This window comes from Variovorax sp. J22P240 (genome assembly GCF_030316855.1).
Classification (GTDB): Bacteria; Pseudomonadota; Gammaproteobacteria; order Burkholderiales; family Burkholderiaceae_C; genus Variovorax.
Window position 1 is genome coordinate 86,111 of sequence record NZ_JASZYR010000004.1, and the last position, 17,702, is coordinate 103,812.

A 17,702-nucleotide genomic window follows, 5' to 3' on the forward strand; every position below is an offset into this window, starting at 1 on the left:
ACGAAGTGGTAAGCGTGGGGGCACAAGATGTGCGGCGCTGAACTGACTTCATTGCCCGACGGTGTGCAGCGCGTTGCGCGCATGCTTCAAGACAAGGGCCATCCGCATGCGCCGCAGATGCTCGACGACGCCGCGCGCACCGCGCAGCAGGCGGCCGATGCGCTGGGCATCGACGTGGGGCAGATCGCCAAGAGCATCGTCTTCCGCCGCAAGACGGACGACGTCGCGGTGCTGGTCGTGACCTCGGGCGACAAGCGCGTGGACGAGAAGAAGGTCGCAGAGCTGGTCGGCAAGCTCGGCCGAGCCGACGCGGACTTCGTCAAGTCGCGCACCGGTTTCTCGATCGGCGGTGTTTCGCCTTTTGCGCATGCGACGCCGCCGGTGATGCTGATCGACCGCGAACTGTTCCGCTTCGAGGACATCTGGGCGGCCGCCGGCCATCCGCATGCGGTGGTGCGGTTGCGCCCGCGGGACCTCGAAGCCCTGACCGGCGCGCCCGTCGCGGACGTGGTGTGACGGCCGACACCGTGCCGTCGCTGGCCGAACGCGCCGTCGCTGCGCGCGACGTTGCGGGCGATGTGCCGTCGCCCTGCATCTCCATTTGCCGCATGGACGCGGACAGCGGCTTCTGCCTGGGCTGCCTGCGCACCATCCAGGAGATTGCCGCGTGGAGCCGCATGGGCGATGCGGACAAGCGCAGCGTTTGGCGCGCGATCGAATTGCGCGCGCAGGCGGGATCTCTTGTTGCCGAGGCACCTGACGGAGACAGGCCGTGAAGCACATCACCTTCCATCTCGACTTCATCTCGCCCTATGCATACCTCGCGTTCGAGCAACTGCCGCAAGCGCTCGAAGGGCTGAGCTACAGCGTGGCCTACCGCCCGGTGCTACTCGGTGCTTTGCTCAAGCACCATGGACAGCTCGGGCCGGGCGAGATCCCTGCGAAGCGCACCTGGACCTATCGTCACGTGCTGTGGCTGGGCCACAAGCATGGCATCCCGATCCAGATGCCCGCCACGCATCCCTACAACCCGCTGCCGCACCTGCGGCTGGCGCTCGCGACCACCGCGGACGGCGACATCAGCCGGCACGTGGCAGAGACCATCTTCCGCGACGTGTGGCGTACCGGCGGTGAAGCGGGTGACGTCACCCGCCTCGCCGCGCTGGCAGCGCAACTGAAGCAGGTGCGCGACAGCGGCAGCGACGAAGCCAAGGCCCAGCTCAAGGCCAACACCGACGACGCCATCGCGCAAGGCGTCTTCGGCGTGCCGGCCTTCGTCGTCGATGGCCGCCTGTTCTGGGGCTTCGACGGCATCGCGATGCTGCGCGCCTGCCTCGAAGGCGATGCATGGTTCAGCGGCCCCAACTGGGCCGAAGCCGACCAGCGCCCCATGCTGCTCCGCAACAATCGTTGACTTTCTTACAGGCTGAAACGCGGGCTGCGGGTTTCACCTTAAGTCGTCAGCAAGCGTTCAGTTTGGCGACAGGCTCGGGTCAGTCGGCACTCCAAGAATGCGTCACGTCCCACGCCGTGGGCGCATATTTCTAAGGAGACGACATGGCAGCCACACTAGATTCACGGGGAGCGCCGCACAGCGCCCCCCGACCCATGAGCGCCGAGGAGAAGAAGGTCATCTTCGCCTCGTCCCTCGGGACCGTGTTCGAGTGGTACGACTTCTACCTGTACGGTTCGCTCGCGGCGATCATCGCCAAGCAGTTCTTCAGCGGTCTGGATGCGGGCGCGGCCTTCATCTTCGCGCTGCTGGCCTTTGCAGCGGGCTTCCTGGTGCGGCCGTTCGGCGCCATCGTGTTCGGCCGGCTCGGCGACATGATCGGACGCAAGTACACCTTCCTGGTCACCATCCTGATCATGGGCCTGTCGACCTTCATCGTCGGCCTGCTGCCCAGCTACGCGACCATCGGCGTCGCGGCCCCTGTCATCCTCATCGCATTGCGCATGCTGCAGGGCCTCGCCCTCGGCGGCGAGTACGGCGGCGCAGCCACCTACGTGGCCGAGCATTCGCCGCACGGCAAGCGTGGCGCCTACACCTCGTGGATCCAGACCACTGCAACGCTAGGCCTGTTCCTGAGCCTGGTGGTCATCCTTGGCGTGCGTGAAGGCATGGGCGAGGCCGCATTCGCCGAATGGGGCTGGCGCATTCCGTTCCTGGTGTCGATCCTGCTGCTCGGCGTGTCGGTGTGGATCCGCCTGTCGCTGTCGGAATCGCCCGCCTTCCAGAAGATGAAGGCCGAGGGCAAGACCTCGAAGGCGCCGTTGTCCGAATCCTTCGGCCAGTGGAAGAACCTCAAGATTGTGATCCTGGCGCTCATCGGCCTGACCGCCGGCCAGGCCGTGGTCTGGTATTCCGGCCAGTTCTATGCGCTCTTCTTCCTGACGCAGCAGCTCAAGGTCGATGCGACCACCGCCAACCTGATGATCGCGGCCGCCCTGCTGCTCGGCACGCCCTTCTTCGTCGTGTTCGGCACGCTCTCCGACAAGATCGGCCGCAAGCCGATCATCATGGCGGGCTGCCTGCTGGCCGTGGTCACGTACTTCCCCGTCTTCAAGATGCTGACCGAAGCCGCCAACCCCGCCCTCGCCCGCGCGCAGGCCACGGCCGGCGTGACGGTGACGGCCGATCCGCGCTCGTGCTCCTTCCAGGGTAACCCGGTGGCACGCGAAATCGACTTCCGCAGCTCCTGTGACATCGCCAAGCGCTACCTGGTGCAGAACTCGGTGAGCTACGAGCGCGCCGACGGCCCGGCCGGCTCCCCGGCTGTCGTCAAGATCGGCGACGTGACCATCACCGCTCCGAGCGGCAATGTGGTCAATCACAAGTTCGACGAAGCCTCCGCCAAGGAGATCGCCGCCTTCAAGAAGGCCGTCGGCGAGCAGTTGAAGACCGCCGGCTACCCCAGCAAGGCCGACCCGGCCAGCATCAACAAGGTCTTGACCGTGGTGCTGCTGTTCTGGCTGGTGCTGCTGGTGACGATGGTCTACGGCCCGATCGCGGCCATGCTGGTCGAACTCTTCCCGACCCGCATCCGCTACACCTCGATGAGCCTGCCGTACCACATCGGCAACGGCTGGTTCGGCGGCCTGCTGCCAACCACCGCCTTCGCGATCGTTGCCAGCACCGGCAACATGTACAACGGCCTCTGGTATCCGATCGTCATCGCCGCGATGACGCTGGTCGTGGGCACGATCTTCATTCGCGAGACGAAGGACGTGGACATCTACGCGAATGACTAGCTAACCCCCAGGCTTTTTCACTTCGTGTAAACGCCCTCTGAATGGGGCGGGAATTCTTGATGGGCCTCGCGGCTTGCGGCGCGAGGCCTTTTTCTTGGAAGTTAAGGAGACTTGATCATGTGGAAGATCGGTATCGGCTTTGCCATCTTTGCGGTTGTCGTGTTGTTCGTGCTGATGAAGGCGGGGGACAAGGTGGATATGTCGGGGGAGAAGCACGGCGGGGACTCGATGCACGCGCCCGCGGCTGCGCCGGCTGCGGGGGAAGCGTCGAAGTAGGGCCTCTGGGTGCCGAGAAACGTCGATGGCGGTCTCTGCCCTCGATTAACATTCGCAGCGCAACGCTTCCATCGGGACATCGTCCCGAACGCCTTGCCTGGACGAGGACATTGACTTGGGCACCGACAACGCTTTCGCCGAACTGGGCTTGGCACCTGACGCATCCGACAGCGAGGTGAAGGCGGCGTGGCGCCGTCTCGTCTCGCAGTGGCATCCGGACCGCAACGACAGTTCCGATGCGGTAGCCAAGATGCAGCGCATCAATCAGGCGTTCGAAGAGATCCGCCGTGCCGGAAGCCGTGCGCGCACGGATGAATCGGCGACCGGCGGCGCATCGTCCCGCGCAGCAGAAGAATGCGCCCGCGGATTCGACGACGACGCTACGGCGTCACGCCATGCCGCCGGCGCGGATCGACATCGTCGGCCCATCTACCGCAAGGTCAAGATGACGCTGGAAGAAGCTGCCGTCGGTTGCATCAAGGTGCTGCGGGGCAAAGTCACCAACGTGTGCTCGACCTGTGCGGGCGCAGGGCACCAGGTGCTCGGTGGCAACTGTGCCCAATGCGGGGGCTCGGGCGCGATTCCGAAGCGCTCCTTTTTCGGATGGCCCAGTGGCTATTTCGAGTGCGATGCCTGCCTGGGAGGCGGCATCGCCAGGCAGCCGTGCGCGGCCTGCGACGGCTCCGGCAAGATGGATGCACGCGCTTACAAGATCAAGGTCCGCATTCCGCATGGCGTGCGCCATGGCGACCTGCTCCATGTCGATGGACGGCCGTCGCGCCCGGACAGCCCCCCCTCGGACCTCGAGATCCGCGTCGAAGTGGCGGACCACGCGTTCTTCCAACTCGACGCGGACGGCACGATTCGATGCGAGATCCCGGTCGATGGCTTCGCGTGGATCGCCAACCGGTCGATCCAGGTGCCGACCGTCACTGGCCTGCACGCGCTGCAATTGGACCGCGAGCAACTGTCCTATCGCCTGAAGGGCCAGGGCTTCCCGATGACGCGCCGTGGTTCGCGCGGCGACCAGTTGATCACGCTCTTGCCGATATTCCCGGATTCGCTCAGCACGGATCAGCAGATCCTCCTCGACCAGCTTCTGGCCACGACCTCGGGTGGTGGACAAAGCTCGGACGCGCGTCTTCGCGCATGGAGCCGAGGCCTGCGCGCCTGGGAACGAGGGTTGTCGGACCGCGGCGCTACAGGAGCTTGATGCGCGCGGCTTGCGCCGCAAGTTCCGCGCGGAAGGCGGGATGCGCGATACCGATGAGTTCTCGCGCGCGCTGACTGGCGGACTTTCCGCGCAACTGCGCCACGCCGTATTCGGTGACGACGTAGTTGATGTCGTTCTTGCTGGTGGTGACGTGAGTGCCCGGTGACAGCACTGGCACGATGCGCGAAATGGTGTCGCCCTTCGCCGTCGATGGCAGCACGATGAAGGCCTTGCCGCCGCGCGAACGATTGGCCGCACGCACGAAGTCCGATTGGCCTCCGGTGCCGGAGAACGGTGCGGACCCGAGGCTTTCCGAGCCGCACTGTCCCAGCAGGTCGATCTGCAAGGTGGCGTTGATGGCCACCAGGTTGTCGTTCATGCCGGCCAGCGCCGGATCGTTGGTGTAGTTCACCGGATGAATTTCCAGCGCGGGGTTGCGATTCATGTACCGGTAGAGCTTTCCGGAGCCCAGCGCGAAAGTGGCGATCATCTTTCCCGGCAAGTAGTTCTTGCGGCGATTGGTGACGGCGCCGCATTCCACCAGCGAGAGGATGCCGTCGCCGATCATTTCGGTATGGATTCCGAGATCGCGCTTGTGCGCCAGTTGCATGACCACCGCGTCGGGGATGCCGCCATAGCCGATCTGCAACGTGGAGCCGTCGTCGATCATGTCGGCCACGTACTTGCCGATGGCTTCCTGCACGGGCCCGATCTTGGGCAGGCCGACCTCGAGCACCGGATCTTCGCTCTCGACCAGAGCGGCGACCTTCGAGACATGCACGCGGCAGTTCCCGAACGCAAAGGGCACGTTGGGATTCACCTCGAGCACCACGGCGCGCGCCTTGGCGACCGCGGCCATGGTGTAGTCGGCGCCGAGGCTGAGGGCAAAAAATCCTTCGTCGTCCATCGGTGACGCCATGCTGAATACGACGTCCGCAGGCATCAGCCCCCGTTCGATCTGCATCGGAATCTCCGAGAAGTAGTTCGGAATGAAGTCGATCCAGCCGGCCTGTCCGCCCTCGCGCGTAGCCCCGCCGAAGAAATAGGCGATGTGCCGGACATGGTCCACGGTCGCGGGATCGATGTAGCCGTACTTCCGCAGCGCGAGGATCTGCCCGACCTTGACGTCGCGGAAATCCAGGCGCTGCTCCGACAGCGCGGTCAACAGCGTCGGTGGTTCACCCACGCCCGTGGGGACGACGATGAAGTCGCCGTTGCGCACATGGCGCACGGCTTCGGCGGCGGAGGTCCGGCGCTGCTTGTAGATCTCGCGAGGCGACATTCTTGAACTTCCTGTGGGGTAGGAGGGGGCCCCGCTGCCGGTATTTGACGCCCATCTCATTGCGATGGAAGCATCCGGACCGCAGGGGTAAGTGTGTCCGTGTGTAAATGATGGAAGCTGCGTCCTGCATCGGAGAAACCCCTGCACGGTGACCGACCATCCGAGGCCCTGCACGAAGCTTCGCTCGTGTTTCTAGAATGTCTGCCCCACCCCCAAGGCATTCATGACACAGGGCTCCATCCGGATACGCGGTGCACGTCAGCACAACCTCCAGAACCTCGACCTCGACATCCGCACCGGCGAGATGACGGTGGTCACCGGCCCGAGCGGCTCGGGCAAGTCGAGCCTGGTGTTCGACACGCTCTACGCCGAAGGCCAGCGACGTTACGTCGAGACCTTCTCGGCCTACGCGCGCCAGTTTCTCGATCGCATGGACAAGCCGGCGGTCGACAAGGTCGAAGGGGTGCCGCCGGCGATTGCCATCGACCAGACGAACCCGGTGCGCTCGTCGCGCTCGACCGTGGGCACGATGACGGAGCTCAACGACCACCTGAAGCTGCTCTTCGCACGCGCCGCGCAGTTGTTCGATCGCCAGACGGCACTGCCCGTGCGGCACGACTCGCCGGATTCGATCTATGCCGAACTCGTCTCGCGCGCGGCCGCGGCGGGCGATCCACGCGTGGTGCTCACGTTCCCGGTCGAATTGCCCGCCAGCACCAGCGCCGACGAGGTGACGCAATGGCTGTCCGCCAGCGGCTTCACGCGCGTGCAGGCCGAGCGCGAGGTCGCGACGCCGACCGGTCCGCGCAAGGTGCTCGACGTGGTGGCCGACCGCTTCCGCATCGCCGGTGCCGAGAGGGTGCGCGTGGTCGAGGCGATCGAGGTGGCCTTGAAGCGCGGCAGCGGGCGCCTGACGGTCTATGCGCTGTCGGCGGAAGAGGGTGCGGAGCCGGACATCTGGAAGTTCTCGACCGGCCTGCATTGCCCGGAAAGCGACATCCGCTACACGGACCCGATTCCGTCGATGTTCTCGTTCAACTCGGCGGTGGGCGCCTGCGAGACCTGCCGCGGCTTCGGCCGCGTGATCGGTGTCGACCTGGGCCTCGTGATCCCGAACGACAAGCTCACCTTGCGCGCCGGCGCGATCAAGACTATCCAGACGCCCGCATGGAAGGAAGCGCAGGACGACCTCATGCGCCACGCCGAAGCGGCGGGCATCCCGCGCGACACGCCGTGGAACAAGCTCACCGACGAGCAGAAGCATTGGGTGATCGAGGGCACGCCCAGCTACAAGGAAGGCAACTGGAACAAGCAGTGGTACGGCGTGCGCCGCTTCTTCGCCTACCTGGAGAGCAAGGCGTACAAGATGCACATCCGCGTGCTCCTGTCGAAGTACCGCAGCTACACGCCGTGCCCGGTCTGCGCGGGTGCGCGCCTCAAGCTCGAAAGCCTGCTGTGGCGCATCGGCAGCAGGGAAGACGCCGATGCGGTGCTCGCGCCCGCGAAGCGCTTCATGCCGGCCGGAGCGAAGTGGTCGCGCGCGCAGCTCGAAGCCTTGCCCGGCCTGTGCCTGCACGACCTGATGCTGCTGCCCATCGAGCGCCTGCGCCGATTCTTCGACGGCATCGAGAGCCACGGCAACAGCAGCACGGCGAGCGAAGGCGATGTGCAGGCGCTCAAGCTGCTGTTCGAGGAAATCACGACGCGCCTGCGCTACCTGCACGACGTCGGCATTGGCTACCTCACGCTCGATCGCCAGAGCCGCACGCTCAGCGGCGGCGAGGTGCAGCGCATCAACCTCACCACGGCGCTGGGCACCTCGCTGGTCAATACGCTCTTCGTGCTCGACGAGCCGAGCATCGGCCTGCATCCGCGCGACATGAACCGCATCACCGAAGCGATGTTGCGCCTGCGTGACGCAGGCAACACGCTGGTGGTGGTGGAGCACGATCCGGCCGTGATGCTTGCCGCAGACCGCGTGATCGACATGGGCCCCGGCCCCGGCATTCGTGGCGGGCAGATCGTGTTCGACGGCAGCACCGACGCGCTGCGCGATGCCGAAACGCTGACCGGCCAGTACCTCGGCGGCCGCAAACAGATCGGCATGGGCTTCCGGCGCATGGTCACCGACAACACGCCGCGCCTCATCCTCGAAGGTGCGCGCGAGCACAACCTGCAGAACGTGACGGTCGAGCTGCCACTCTCGCGGCTGGTGTGCATCACCGGCGTCAGCGGCTCGGGCAAGTCGACGCTGGTGCAGGACGTGCTTGCGCCCGCGCTCATGCGGCACTTCGGCAAGGCGACCGAAACGCCCGGCGCGCACGATCGGCTGCTGGGCGCAGATCACCTGAGCGACGTGGTCTTCGTCGACCAGTCGCCGATCGGCAAGACCGCGCGATCCAACCCCGCGAGCTATGTGGGCGCATGGGATGCGATCCGCGAGATTTTCGCCACGGCAGGGCTCTCGCGGCAGCGCGGTTACACGGCGTCGAAATTCAGCTTCAACAGCGGCGACGGACGCTGCCCGACCTGCGGCGGCTCGGGCTTCGAGCACGTCGAGATGCAGTTCCTCTCCGATGTCTACTTGCGCTGCCCTGATTGCGACGGCAAGCGCTATCGCCCCGAGATCCTCGAAGTGACGATCGAGCGCGCAGGACGCAATGTCAACGTGGCCGATGTGCTCGATCTCACCGTGGCCGAGGCCGCAGCGGCCTTTGGCTCCGACCGTGACGTGCTGCGCACGCTGCAGCCCATCGTCGACGTCGGGCTCGACTACGTGAAGCTCGGCCAGCCGGTGCCCACGCTCAGCGGCGGCGAGGCGCAGCGCCTCAAGCTCGCGGGCTTCCTCGCGGAGGCCGCCAAGAACGGCAGTGCCAGCAAGCAGCCGCTGGCGCGCAAGGGCACGCTGTTTCTGTTCGACGAGCCCACCACCGGCCTGCACTTCGATGACATCGCGCGGCTGATGCGCGCGCTGCGCAAGTTGCTCGAAGCGGGTCATTCGCTGGTGGTGATCGAACACAACCTCGACGTGATCCGCGCCAGCGACTGGCTGATCGACCTGGGCCCGGAAGGTGGCGAGGGCGGTGGTCAGATCGTCGCGGTGGGTACGCCGGAGCAGGTGCGCGAGAACCGTGCGTCGCTCACCGGTGCCGCGCTGGCCGACTACGAGCTGGCGATCGGCCCCGGCGCCTACAAGGTCGCGGAACGCGCCGCGCGGTCGTACGCGGCACGCGCGCAACCGGCGGCAGGCCGCGATGCGATCCAGATCGTCAACGCGCGCGAGCACAACCTCAAGAATCTCTCGGTCGACATTCCGCGCGGCAAGTTCAGCGTGGTCACGGGCGTGAGCGGTTCGGGCAAGTCGACGCTGGCTTTCGACATCCTGTTCAACGAAGGGCAGCGTCGCTATCTCGAATCGCTGAATGCGTATGCGCGCAGCATCGTGCAGCCAGCGGGCCGGCCCGAGGTCGATGCGGTGTACGGCATCCCGCCCACCGTCGCGATCGAGCAGCGCCTGTCGCGCGGCGGCCGCAAGAGCACCGTGGGGACGACCACCGAGGTGTGGCACTTCCTGCGCCTGCTCTACGTCAAGCTCGGCATCCAGCACTGCATTCACGACGGCGCGGCCGTGCAGCCGCAGACGCCCGACAGCATCGCGGCGCAATTGCTGAAGAACTTCAAGGGCCAGCACATAGGCCTGCTCGCGCCGCTGGTGAGCAACCGCAAGGGCGTCTACACCGAGCTGGCCGACTGGGCGCGGCCCCGGGGCTATACGCACCTGCGGGTGGACGGCGAGTTTCTGCCGACCACGAACTTCCCGCGCATCGATCGCTTCAAGGAGCACAGCATCGAGCTGCCGGTGGCCAGCCTCGATGTGCTGCCTTCGCAGGAGACCGAACTGCGCCAGGCGCTCACGCGCGCGCTGGAACACGGCAAAGGCGTGGTGCATGTGTTGAGCGACCTCACAGGCTTGCGCGGAGCGATGATGGCCGGCGCGCCGACCACCGGGATCGGCCGCGCGCACGTGTTCTCGACGCTGCGCGCGTGTCCGGTGTGCAGCACCAGCTACGCGGAACTCGACCCGCGCCTTTTCTCGTACAACAGCAAGCACGGCTGGTGCCCGGACTGCGTGGGCACCGGCGTCAAGCTCACGAAGGACCAGCGCAAGGTCTATGACGATTCGGTCATGGCCGACGACCAGAAGGGGCGCGAGCAGACATTCGCCGAGCCCGAGGCGGAAGACGTGGGAGATGTGGTGTGCCCGACCTGCGAAGGCACGCGGCTCAACGCGACGGCGCGGGCGGTGAGCTTCGGCACATCCGATGCCGACGGCAACGGCGGCATCGGCATCACCGAGCTGGCACGCATGAGCGTGGGCGACATTCGGGTGTGGTTCGAGGGTCTTCACCTGACCGGCCGCGAGGCCGAGATCGCGCGCGACCTGGTGCCCGAAATCAAGAGCCGGCTGGAGTTCCTCGAAGAGGTCGGGCTGGGCTACCTCACGCTCGACCGCGGCGCGCCGACCTTGAGCGGTGGCGAAGCGCAGCGTATCCGCCTGGCGGCACAGCTCGGCAGCAACCTGCAAGGCGTCTGCTACGTGCTCGACGAGCCGACCATCGGCCTGCATGCGCGCGACAACCAGATCCTGCTGGACGCGCTCCACAAGCTGGGCGACAAGGGCAACACGCTGGTGGTGGTGGAGCACGACGAGGACACGATCCGCCGCGCCGATCACATCATCGACATCGGCCCGAGCGCCGGCAAGCGCGGCGGGCGACTGGTGGCGGAAGGCACGGTGGCCGATATCCAGGGCGCAGGCGATTCGCAGACGGGACGCTATCTGCGCGATGCGATCAAGCATCCGCTGCAGGCGCGGCGGCCGGTGCCGATGCCCGAGCCGGGCGCGCCCGATTGGCTCACGGTGCGCGGTGCGGACCTGCACAACCTGCAGGACGTGACGGCGTCGTTGCCGCTGCATCGTCTGGTGGCGGTCACCGGTGTCAGCGGGTCGGGCAAGTCGACGCTGGCGCGCGATGTGCTGCTGGCGAACGTCTACGCCGTCGTGGTGCAGCGCATGACCAAGGCCGGTCGAGATGCCGACGCGGCCGGCAAGCATCCGAAGTGGGTCGGCTGCAGCGCGGTCGAAGGCTACGAGACCATCGACCGCGTGCTGGAGGTCGACCAGACGCCGATCGGCAAGACACCGCGCAGCTGCCCGGCAACCTACATCGGCTTCTGGGACACGATCCGCAAGCTGTTCGCCGACACGCTGGAAGCGAAGGCCCGCGGCTACGGGCCGGCACGCTTCAGCTTCAACACCGGTGAAGGCCGCTGCCCGGGCTGCGATGGCGCGGGCGTTCGCACGATCGAGATGAGTTTCCTGCCCGACGTGAAGGTGCCGTGCGAGGTGTGCCATGGCGCCCGCTTCAACCCCGAGACGCTGGCCGTGAGCTGGCGCGGCAAGAGCATCGGCGACGTGCTGCAGATGGAGGTCGACGAGGCGGTGGAGTTCTTCGCGTCGATGCCCAACATCAGCCATCCGCTGCAGTTGCTCAAGGACGTGGGACTGGGCTATCTGACGCTGGGCCAGCCTTCGCCGACCTTGTCGGGCGGCGAGGCGCAGCGCATCAAGCTGGTGACTGAACTCAGTAAGGTGCGCGACGACGTCACGCGGCGCGGCAACAAGGCGCCGCACACGCTCTACGTGCTCGACGAGCCGACGGTGGGGCTGCACATGGCGGACGTCGAGAAGCTGATCCATGTGCTGCACCGGTTGGTGAACGGCGGGCACAGCGTGGTCGTGATCGAGCATGACCTGGATGTGATCGCCGAAGCCGACTGGCTGATCGACCTCGGACCCGAAGGCGGCAACGCCGGTGGGCGCGTGGTGGCAGCAGCGCCGCCCGAAGAAGTCGTACGGCTGGGCACGCACACCGGGGTTGCATTGGCGCCGGTGCTGGCGCGGTCGCGCGAGAAGCATGTGGTGCTGACCTTGCCGGTACAGGAAGCGCAGTCGACGCCGGTTCGGCGCGAGGCGTGATGCGCACGATCTACAACGAACTCCACAGCCTCCACCACGGCAAGGTGGAGATGTTCCGGGGCGAGCTCGTGCCGTGCTTCGAGGTCCCGGCGCGCGCCGACTATGTGCTGCGGGAGTTGCAGGAGCGCAACCTCGGCCCGATCGAGTCAGCGGATGTGTTCGACGATGCCGCCATTGCCCGCGTTCACGCGCCGCGCTATCTCGACTTTCTCGCCAACGCCTGGACCGAGTGGGTGGCGCTCGACCCGGCCAACGCCGGGCGGGATGCGCTGCCGTCGTACTGGCCGATCCGCACCTTCCGTTCCGACGTGTTGCCAGCCAGCTTCGCCGCGCGCATGGGCTTGTTCTCGTACGACGCGGGCACGCCGCTGACATCGGGCACCTGGGATGCTGCGCGCGCGGGTGCCTGTTGCGCATTGACTGCCGCGGCTCGCGTGCGGCAAGGGGAGCGTGCGGCGTTCGCGCTCACGCGGCCACCGGGGCACCATGCCGGCTCGGACTTCTTCGGTGGCTACTGCTTCCTCAACAACGCGGCCATTGCTGCACAGTCGTTGCGAAATAGTGGCGTGAAGCGCGTCGCCGTGCTCGACATCGACTACCACCACGGCAACGGCACGCAGGCCATCTTCTACGAGCGCGCCGACGTGCAGTTCACCAGCATTCACGGGGATCCGCACACCGAATACCCCTACTACCTGGGATACGCCGACGAGCGTGGCGCGGGTGCAGGCCTGGGCTTCAATCGAAACCTGCCGCTGGCGCGTGGCACTGGCTTCGCAGCATGGAGAGAAGCGCTGAAAGATGCGTTGACTGGCATAGCCGGCTGCAAGCCCGGTGCGCTGGTCGTGTCGCTGGGCCTCGATACCTTCGAGGGCGACCCGATCGCCGGCTTCACGCTCGCCACCACCGACTACCTGCGCATCGGAGAGGACATCGCGCGTGCCGGGCTGCCGACCGTGTTCGTCTTCGAGGGCGGCTATGCGGTGGCGGAGGTCGGCGTCAACGCGGTCAACGTGCTCGACGGATTCATGCAGCACGCGGGCTGAGCGTCCCCGCTGCGTGCGGCTGACTCGACCGGGACATTCCCCCATTGCCTGCGGAATGTCCCTGCGGCCAAATGGCGGCCCGTCGATTTCGACGCGTTTTCCGGAGTCCGCATCATGTTTCGTCGTTCCCTTTTGTGTGCCGCCCTTTTGGGCGTGGCCGCCACCGCCGTGCACGCCCAGAGTTTCCCGACCCGTCCGATCAAACTCGTGATCGCCTTTCCCGCCGGCGGACCCACCGACATCACGATGCGGCAACTGGCGGACAACGCATCGAAGATCCTCGGCCAGCCGATCGTGGTGGACAACAAGCCCGGCGCCGGCGGCACCCTGCCCGCGCAAGCGCTGCAGACTGCGGCACCCGACGGCTACACGATCGGCCAGATCCCGCTCGGCGTGTTTCGCCTGCCGTACACCACCAAGATCAACTGGGACCCGGTCAAGGACATCAGCTACGTGATCAACGTCACCGGCTACGCCTTCGGCATCGCGGTGCCGGCCGACAGTCCCTTCAAGACCTGGAAGGATTTCGTCGCCTATGCCAAGGCAAATCCAGGCAAGCTGACCTACGGCTCGACCGGCAACCTGACAAGTCCGCACCTGACGACCGAACTCATCGCGCAGCAACTCGGCATTCAACTGCAGCATGTTCCCTACAAAGGTAGCGCCGACCTCTCGCAGGCCGTGCTCGGCAACCATCTGATGGCCATCGCCGATTCGACTGGCTTCGCGCCGCTGGTGGAGTCGGGCAAGCTGCGCGTGCTCAACACCTGGGGCGAGAAGCGGCTCGCGAAATTCCCCGATGCGCCGACGCTCAAGGAACTGGGCATCGACATCGTGCAGAACTCGCCTTTCGGCATCGGCGCGCCCAAGGGCACGCCGCCGGAGGTGGTGAGGAAGCTGCACGACGCCTTCAAGCAGGCAATGGAAGAGCCGAGCTACGTCGCCGCGCTGGGCCGCTACGACATGCTGCCGATCTACATGAGCTCCGCCGACTACACGAAGTTCGCGCAGACGACCTTCAATCGCGAGAAGGCGCTGATCGAGAAATTGGGGCTGGCCAAGCCGCAATGAACGTAGCTGCAAAATGAAAAAGCCCCGCATCGCGGGGCTTTTTTCTGGCGCGTGCGCTTTTACTTCTTGCGCGCTGCGATGGCCTGCTCGGCCTTCGCCACCAGGTCGTTGCCGACCGTCGGCTTCCACTTGGCATACACGGGCCGCGTGGCCTTGACGAAGGCATCGCGTTCCGCCGGCGTCAGTTGCGTGACGGTCACGCCCATCGCCGCAATGTCCTTGAGCACCGGCTTGTCGGCTTCGACCAGGCCCTTGCGGGCCAGTGCGATGTTCTGCTTGCCGGCATCGATCGCGGCTTGGCGAACGATGGCCTGGTCGGCCGGCGTCCACGAGGCCCAGATTTCCTTGTTGACCACGAACACCAGCGGGTCGCACACATAGCCCCAGGTGGTCACGAACTTCTGGCCGACGGTGTGCATCTTGAGCACGGTGAAGAGGAAGAGCGGATTCTCCTGACCGTCGACCGCGCCACTGGCGAGCGCGGGCTGCGCGTCGGCCCAGCTCATTTGCGTCGGGTTGGCGCCCAGCGTGCTGAAGGTGTCGGAGAAGATGGGCGAGCCGACCACGCGGATCTTCGCGCCTTTGAGGTCGTCGGGCGACTTGATCGCCTTCTTCGAGTTGGTGAGTTCGCGGAAGCCGTTCTCACCCCAGGCCAGCGGCACGACGCCCGACTTGTCGAGCGTCGCGAAGATCTCCTTGCCTACCTCGCCTTGTGTGAGCGCATCCACAGCCGTGTAGTCGGGCATCAGGAAGGGCATCGAGAAGAGGTTGAGCTGCTTGACCTGCGGCGACCAGTTGATGGTCGAGCCCACGGCCATGTCGATCACGCCCTGGCGCAGTGCGCTGAATTCGCGGGTCTGGTCGCCCTGGATCAGCGAGACACCGGGGTACAACTTGATGTTGATGCGGCCTTGCGTGCGCTCCTTCACGAGGTCGGCCCAGATGCGGCCGGCTTCGCCCCATGGCGTCGGCGGGCCGAGCACCAGGGACATCTTGTATTCGGCCTTGTAGTTTTGCGCAGGTGCGGCGACCGAGAAGGTGCTTAGCGCGGCAGCCACGGCCAGGAGGCCGAGCAGGGAACGACGGAATTTCATGGGTCAGTCTCCTTGGGTTAATCGTTGAAAGGCTTTTGGTGCTGGGGTGTCCGCCCGGTATGCGGTGCGGGCTGTGCAACCCCGCTACGCCGGCCCTTCGGGCTGCCCTGCAGTGCTCGCTTCAGGCGGGGTCCGCGCAAACTCGCTTCGCTCAGACACGCGCGGCCCTTTTTCCGCCTGAAGCTGCGCGCTTCGGCGGCGCAGAGGGGTTGCACAGCCCGCACCGCATACCGGGCTTCGTGGTTGTGCGACGGATGCGCGCGTCTCGAGCGTTGCGCGGCTGCGCACAACAACGAGCGTGGAGGCGGACAGTTCACCCCCAACGGTTCAGCGATGGTGGGCAGTGTGCCCTGTGCCGGCCGTTGAGGCACCGCCGAGCAGCGCAGCGACAGGCGGATCAGGGCCGCGCGTGTCTGAGCGAAGCGAGTTTGCGCAGACCCCGCCTGTCGTGAGCAGCGCAGGGAAGCCGCGAAGCGGCCGGTGACGTCGGCCGGCACAGGGCACACTGCCCGCCATCGCCCAACGCACACGTGTCTCATCCCTAGTACCCCAGCTTCCGCGGCAACCACAACGCCAATTCTGGCCAGGCGATCACCGCCACCATCACGAGGAACATCGCGAACAGCATCCAGCCCACCCAGCGCACGGTCTCTTCCATGCGCACGTTGGCGATGCGGCACGACACCATGAGGTTCACGGCCAGCGGCGGCGTGAACTGGCCGAGCGCGACCTTGAGCGTGAGGATCACGCCGAACCAAACCGGGTCCCACTTGTAGTACTGCACGATCGGCCACAGCAGCGGCACGAAGATCAGGAAGATCGACACGCCATCCAGGAACATGCCGACGGTGATCAACATCAGGATCAGCAGCGACAGCACGCCGTATTCTCCGAGCCCGGAATTCACGATCGCGCGGGTGACCGGATCGATCACGCCCAGCGTCGAGAGCGAGTACGCGAAGATGCCCGCGAGCGACACCACCAGCAGGATCACGGCCGACAGTTCACCCGATTCGCGCAGGATCACGAACAGATCCTTCACCTTGATCGTGCGGTGGATCGCCATGCCCACGAACAGCCCGTAGAACACCGCCACCACCGCCGCCTCGGTCGGCGTGAACAGCCCGGCGCGCATGCCGCCGAGGATCAGCACCGGAGCCGCCAGGCCCCAGATTGCATCACGGAAACTCTTCCAGAACGGCGGCCGCGGCAGGCTGGATTCGAGCGCGCCCATCTTGTGCTTGCGCGCCAGCCACACGGCCGGAATGATCAGCGCGACGCCAGCCAGGATGCCGGGGATCATGCCCGCCGCGAACAGTGCCGGCACCGAAGCGCCTGGCACCAGCACCGAGTAGACGATGAACGCGACCGAAGGCGGAATCAGGATGTCGGTGGCTGCGGCTGCGCCCACCACGCTGGCCGAGTACGCGTCGGGGTAGCCTGCGCGCGACATGGCCGTGATCATCACCGCGCCGACCGCAGCCGCATTGGCCGGGCCCGAGCCAGAGATGCCGCCGAGGAACATCGCGACCACGATTGCCACCAGCGGCAGCATGCCGGGCCCGCGCCCGACGATCGCGATCGCGAAGTTGACCAACCGCAGCGCCACGCCCGAGCGGTCGAAGATCGAGCCGACCAGCACGAACATCGGGATCGCGAGCAGGGGGTACTTGCCGAGGCCGGCATAGAAGTTCTGCGGCACGGCCAGCAGGCCGAACCACTGCGCGTCGCTATTGGCGAGCGCGATGCAGGCCGCACCGGCGAGGCCGAGCGCCGCACCGATCGGCACGCCCACCAGCATCATCAGCAGGAAGGCGACGAAAAGAAGCGTGGGGATCACTGGTCCGGGCCCCCATAGTTCGTCTTGCGGCCGCGGCGCACGAAGAGGCCGATGGCCCGCAGTGCGATCGCGAAGGACACGATGGGCAGCCAGATCGAATACCACCACTGCGGGACGCCGATGCCGGGCGAGGTTTCCTCGAAACGGTAGTCGTCCCAGACCACGCGCACGCTCAGCGCGCCGATCAGCAGGAACAGTACCGCCACCATCAGGGCGCCGAACTGCGCGAGCCGCTTGCGCCGCGCCATGGTGCCGCTTTCGGCGAAGTACTCGATGCGGATATGCCGGTCGCGAGCGACGGCGGCGGAGCCGGCCACCAGCGCCAGCAGGATCATCAGGAACACGGAGAACTCCTCGGTCCACGCGAAGGAGGAGTCGGTGAAGTAGCGCACCAGCACATTCGCAAAAGTGATGCAGGCCAGGAGGCCCATGATGGTCACCGTGGCCCAGTCCTCGATCGCGAGGGGAACGCGCGTCGGTTCGTCGGCGGCTTCGATTTCAGGGGGGAGGGGGCTGGCGGCGTCCAGCACGGGGCCGGACTCGGTGGGAGTGGTCATCGGGAGAGGAGGGAAGCAGCTATGAATCGTA

General features: G+C 66.1%; 13 protein-coding genes. 9 read left to right on the plus strand and 4 right to left on the minus strand.

Annotated features, from left to right (window positions below):
* Positions 1-27 precede the first annotated feature (27 nt).
* The 6 genes from QTI24_RS12970 (at position 28) to QTI24_RS12995 (ending at position 4,741) form a co-directional block, all read left to right on the plus strand.
* Positions 28-516: a YbaK/EbsC family protein gene (locus tag QTI24_RS12970; protein WP_286600916.1), complete on the plus strand. Its 489-nt coding sequence runs from the start codon at positions 28-30 to the stop codon at positions 514-516.
* The gene (locus QTI24_RS12975) at positions 513-776 is read left to right on the plus strand and encodes a DUF1289 domain-containing protein (protein WP_286600917.1); all 264 of its coding nucleotides are present in this window, start codon (positions 513-515) and stop codon (positions 774-776) included. The genes QTI24_RS12970 and QTI24_RS12975 overlap by 4 nt, the downstream gene beginning before the upstream one ends.
* Complete coding sequence (locus QTI24_RS12980) at positions 773-1,414, plus strand: 2-hydroxychromene-2-carboxylate isomerase (RefSeq protein WP_286600918.1); 642 nt, start codon at positions 773-775, stop codon at positions 1,412-1,414. Before QTI24_RS12975 ends, QTI24_RS12980 begins: the two co-directional genes overlap by 4 nt.
* Positions 1,415-1,557: 143 nt before the next feature.
* Positions 1,558-3,252: an MFS transporter gene (locus QTI24_RS12985; RefSeq protein ID WP_286600920.1), complete on the plus strand. Its 1,695-nt coding sequence runs from the start codon at positions 1,558-1,560 to the stop codon at positions 3,250-3,252.
* 117 nt (positions 3,253-3,369) lie between these two features.
* Entirely contained in the window at positions 3,370-3,528 is a 159-nt protein-coding gene (locus tag QTI24_RS12990) for a hypothetical protein (protein ID WP_286600922.1), read from the plus strand.
* Between the two features lie 115 nt (positions 3,529-3,643).
* Complete coding sequence (locus QTI24_RS12995; RefSeq protein WP_286600923.1) at positions 3,644-4,741, plus strand: DnaJ C-terminal domain-containing protein; 1,098 nt, start codon at positions 3,644-3,646, stop codon at positions 4,739-4,741.
* On the opposite strand, the gene QTI24_RS13000 is transcribed toward QTI24_RS12995, so the two are convergent.
* Positions 4,728-6,023, minus strand: coding sequence for an acetyl-CoA hydrolase/transferase family protein (locus tag QTI24_RS13000; RefSeq protein WP_286600925.1), 1,296 nt, complete (start codon positions 6,021-6,023; stop codon positions 4,728-4,730). The two genes, QTI24_RS12995 and QTI24_RS13000, sit on opposite strands and share 14 nt — an antisense overlap.
* 223 nt (positions 6,024-6,246) lie before the next feature.
* On the opposite strand from QTI24_RS13000, the gene uvrA reads away from it, so the two are divergent.
* The 3 genes from uvrA to QTI24_RS13015 all read left to right on the plus strand — a co-directional run bounded on the left by uvrA (position 6,247) and on the right by QTI24_RS13015 (position 14,180).
* Positions 6,247-12,063 carry an excinuclease ABC subunit UvrA gene (uvrA, locus tag QTI24_RS13005; protein ID WP_286600926.1) on the plus strand — a complete coding sequence of 1,939 codons (5,817 nt, stop codon included), beginning with the start codon at positions 6,247-6,249 and terminating at the stop codon, positions 12,061-12,063.
* Positions 12,063-13,109: a histone deacetylase family protein gene (locus QTI24_RS13010; RefSeq protein WP_286600928.1), complete on the plus strand. Its 1,047-nt coding sequence runs from the start codon at positions 12,063-12,065 to the stop codon at positions 13,107-13,109. The genes uvrA and QTI24_RS13010 overlap by 1 nt, the downstream gene beginning before the upstream one ends.
* A gap of 114 nt (positions 13,110-13,223) precedes the next feature.
* The gene (locus QTI24_RS13015) at positions 13,224-14,180 is read left to right on the plus strand and encodes a Bug family tripartite tricarboxylate transporter substrate binding protein (RefSeq protein ID WP_286600929.1); all 957 of its coding nucleotides are present in this window, start codon (positions 13,224-13,226) and stop codon (positions 14,178-14,180) included.
* A gap of 59 nt (positions 14,181-14,239) precedes the next feature.
* Here QTI24_RS13015 and QTI24_RS13020 read toward each other — a convergent pair whose 3' ends face one another.
* From QTI24_RS13020 to QTI24_RS13030, 3 genes are all read right to left on the minus strand, one after another.
* Entirely contained in the window at positions 14,240-15,274 is a 1,035-nt protein-coding gene (locus tag QTI24_RS13020; RefSeq protein WP_286600931.1) for a DctP family TRAP transporter solute-binding subunit, read from the minus strand.
* Positions 15,275-15,815: 541 nt separating this feature from the next.
* Positions 15,816-17,114, minus strand: a complete 1,299-nt coding sequence (locus QTI24_RS13025) for a TRAP transporter large permease (RefSeq protein ID WP_286600933.1) — start codon at positions 17,112-17,114, stop codon at positions 15,816-15,818.
* Complete coding sequence (locus QTI24_RS13030; RefSeq protein ID WP_286600934.1) at positions 17,111-17,671, minus strand: TRAP transporter small permease; 561 nt, start codon at positions 17,669-17,671, stop codon at positions 17,111-17,113. Before QTI24_RS13030 ends, QTI24_RS13025 begins: the two co-directional genes overlap by 4 nt.
* Between the last annotated feature and the right edge of the window lie 31 nt (positions 17,672-17,702).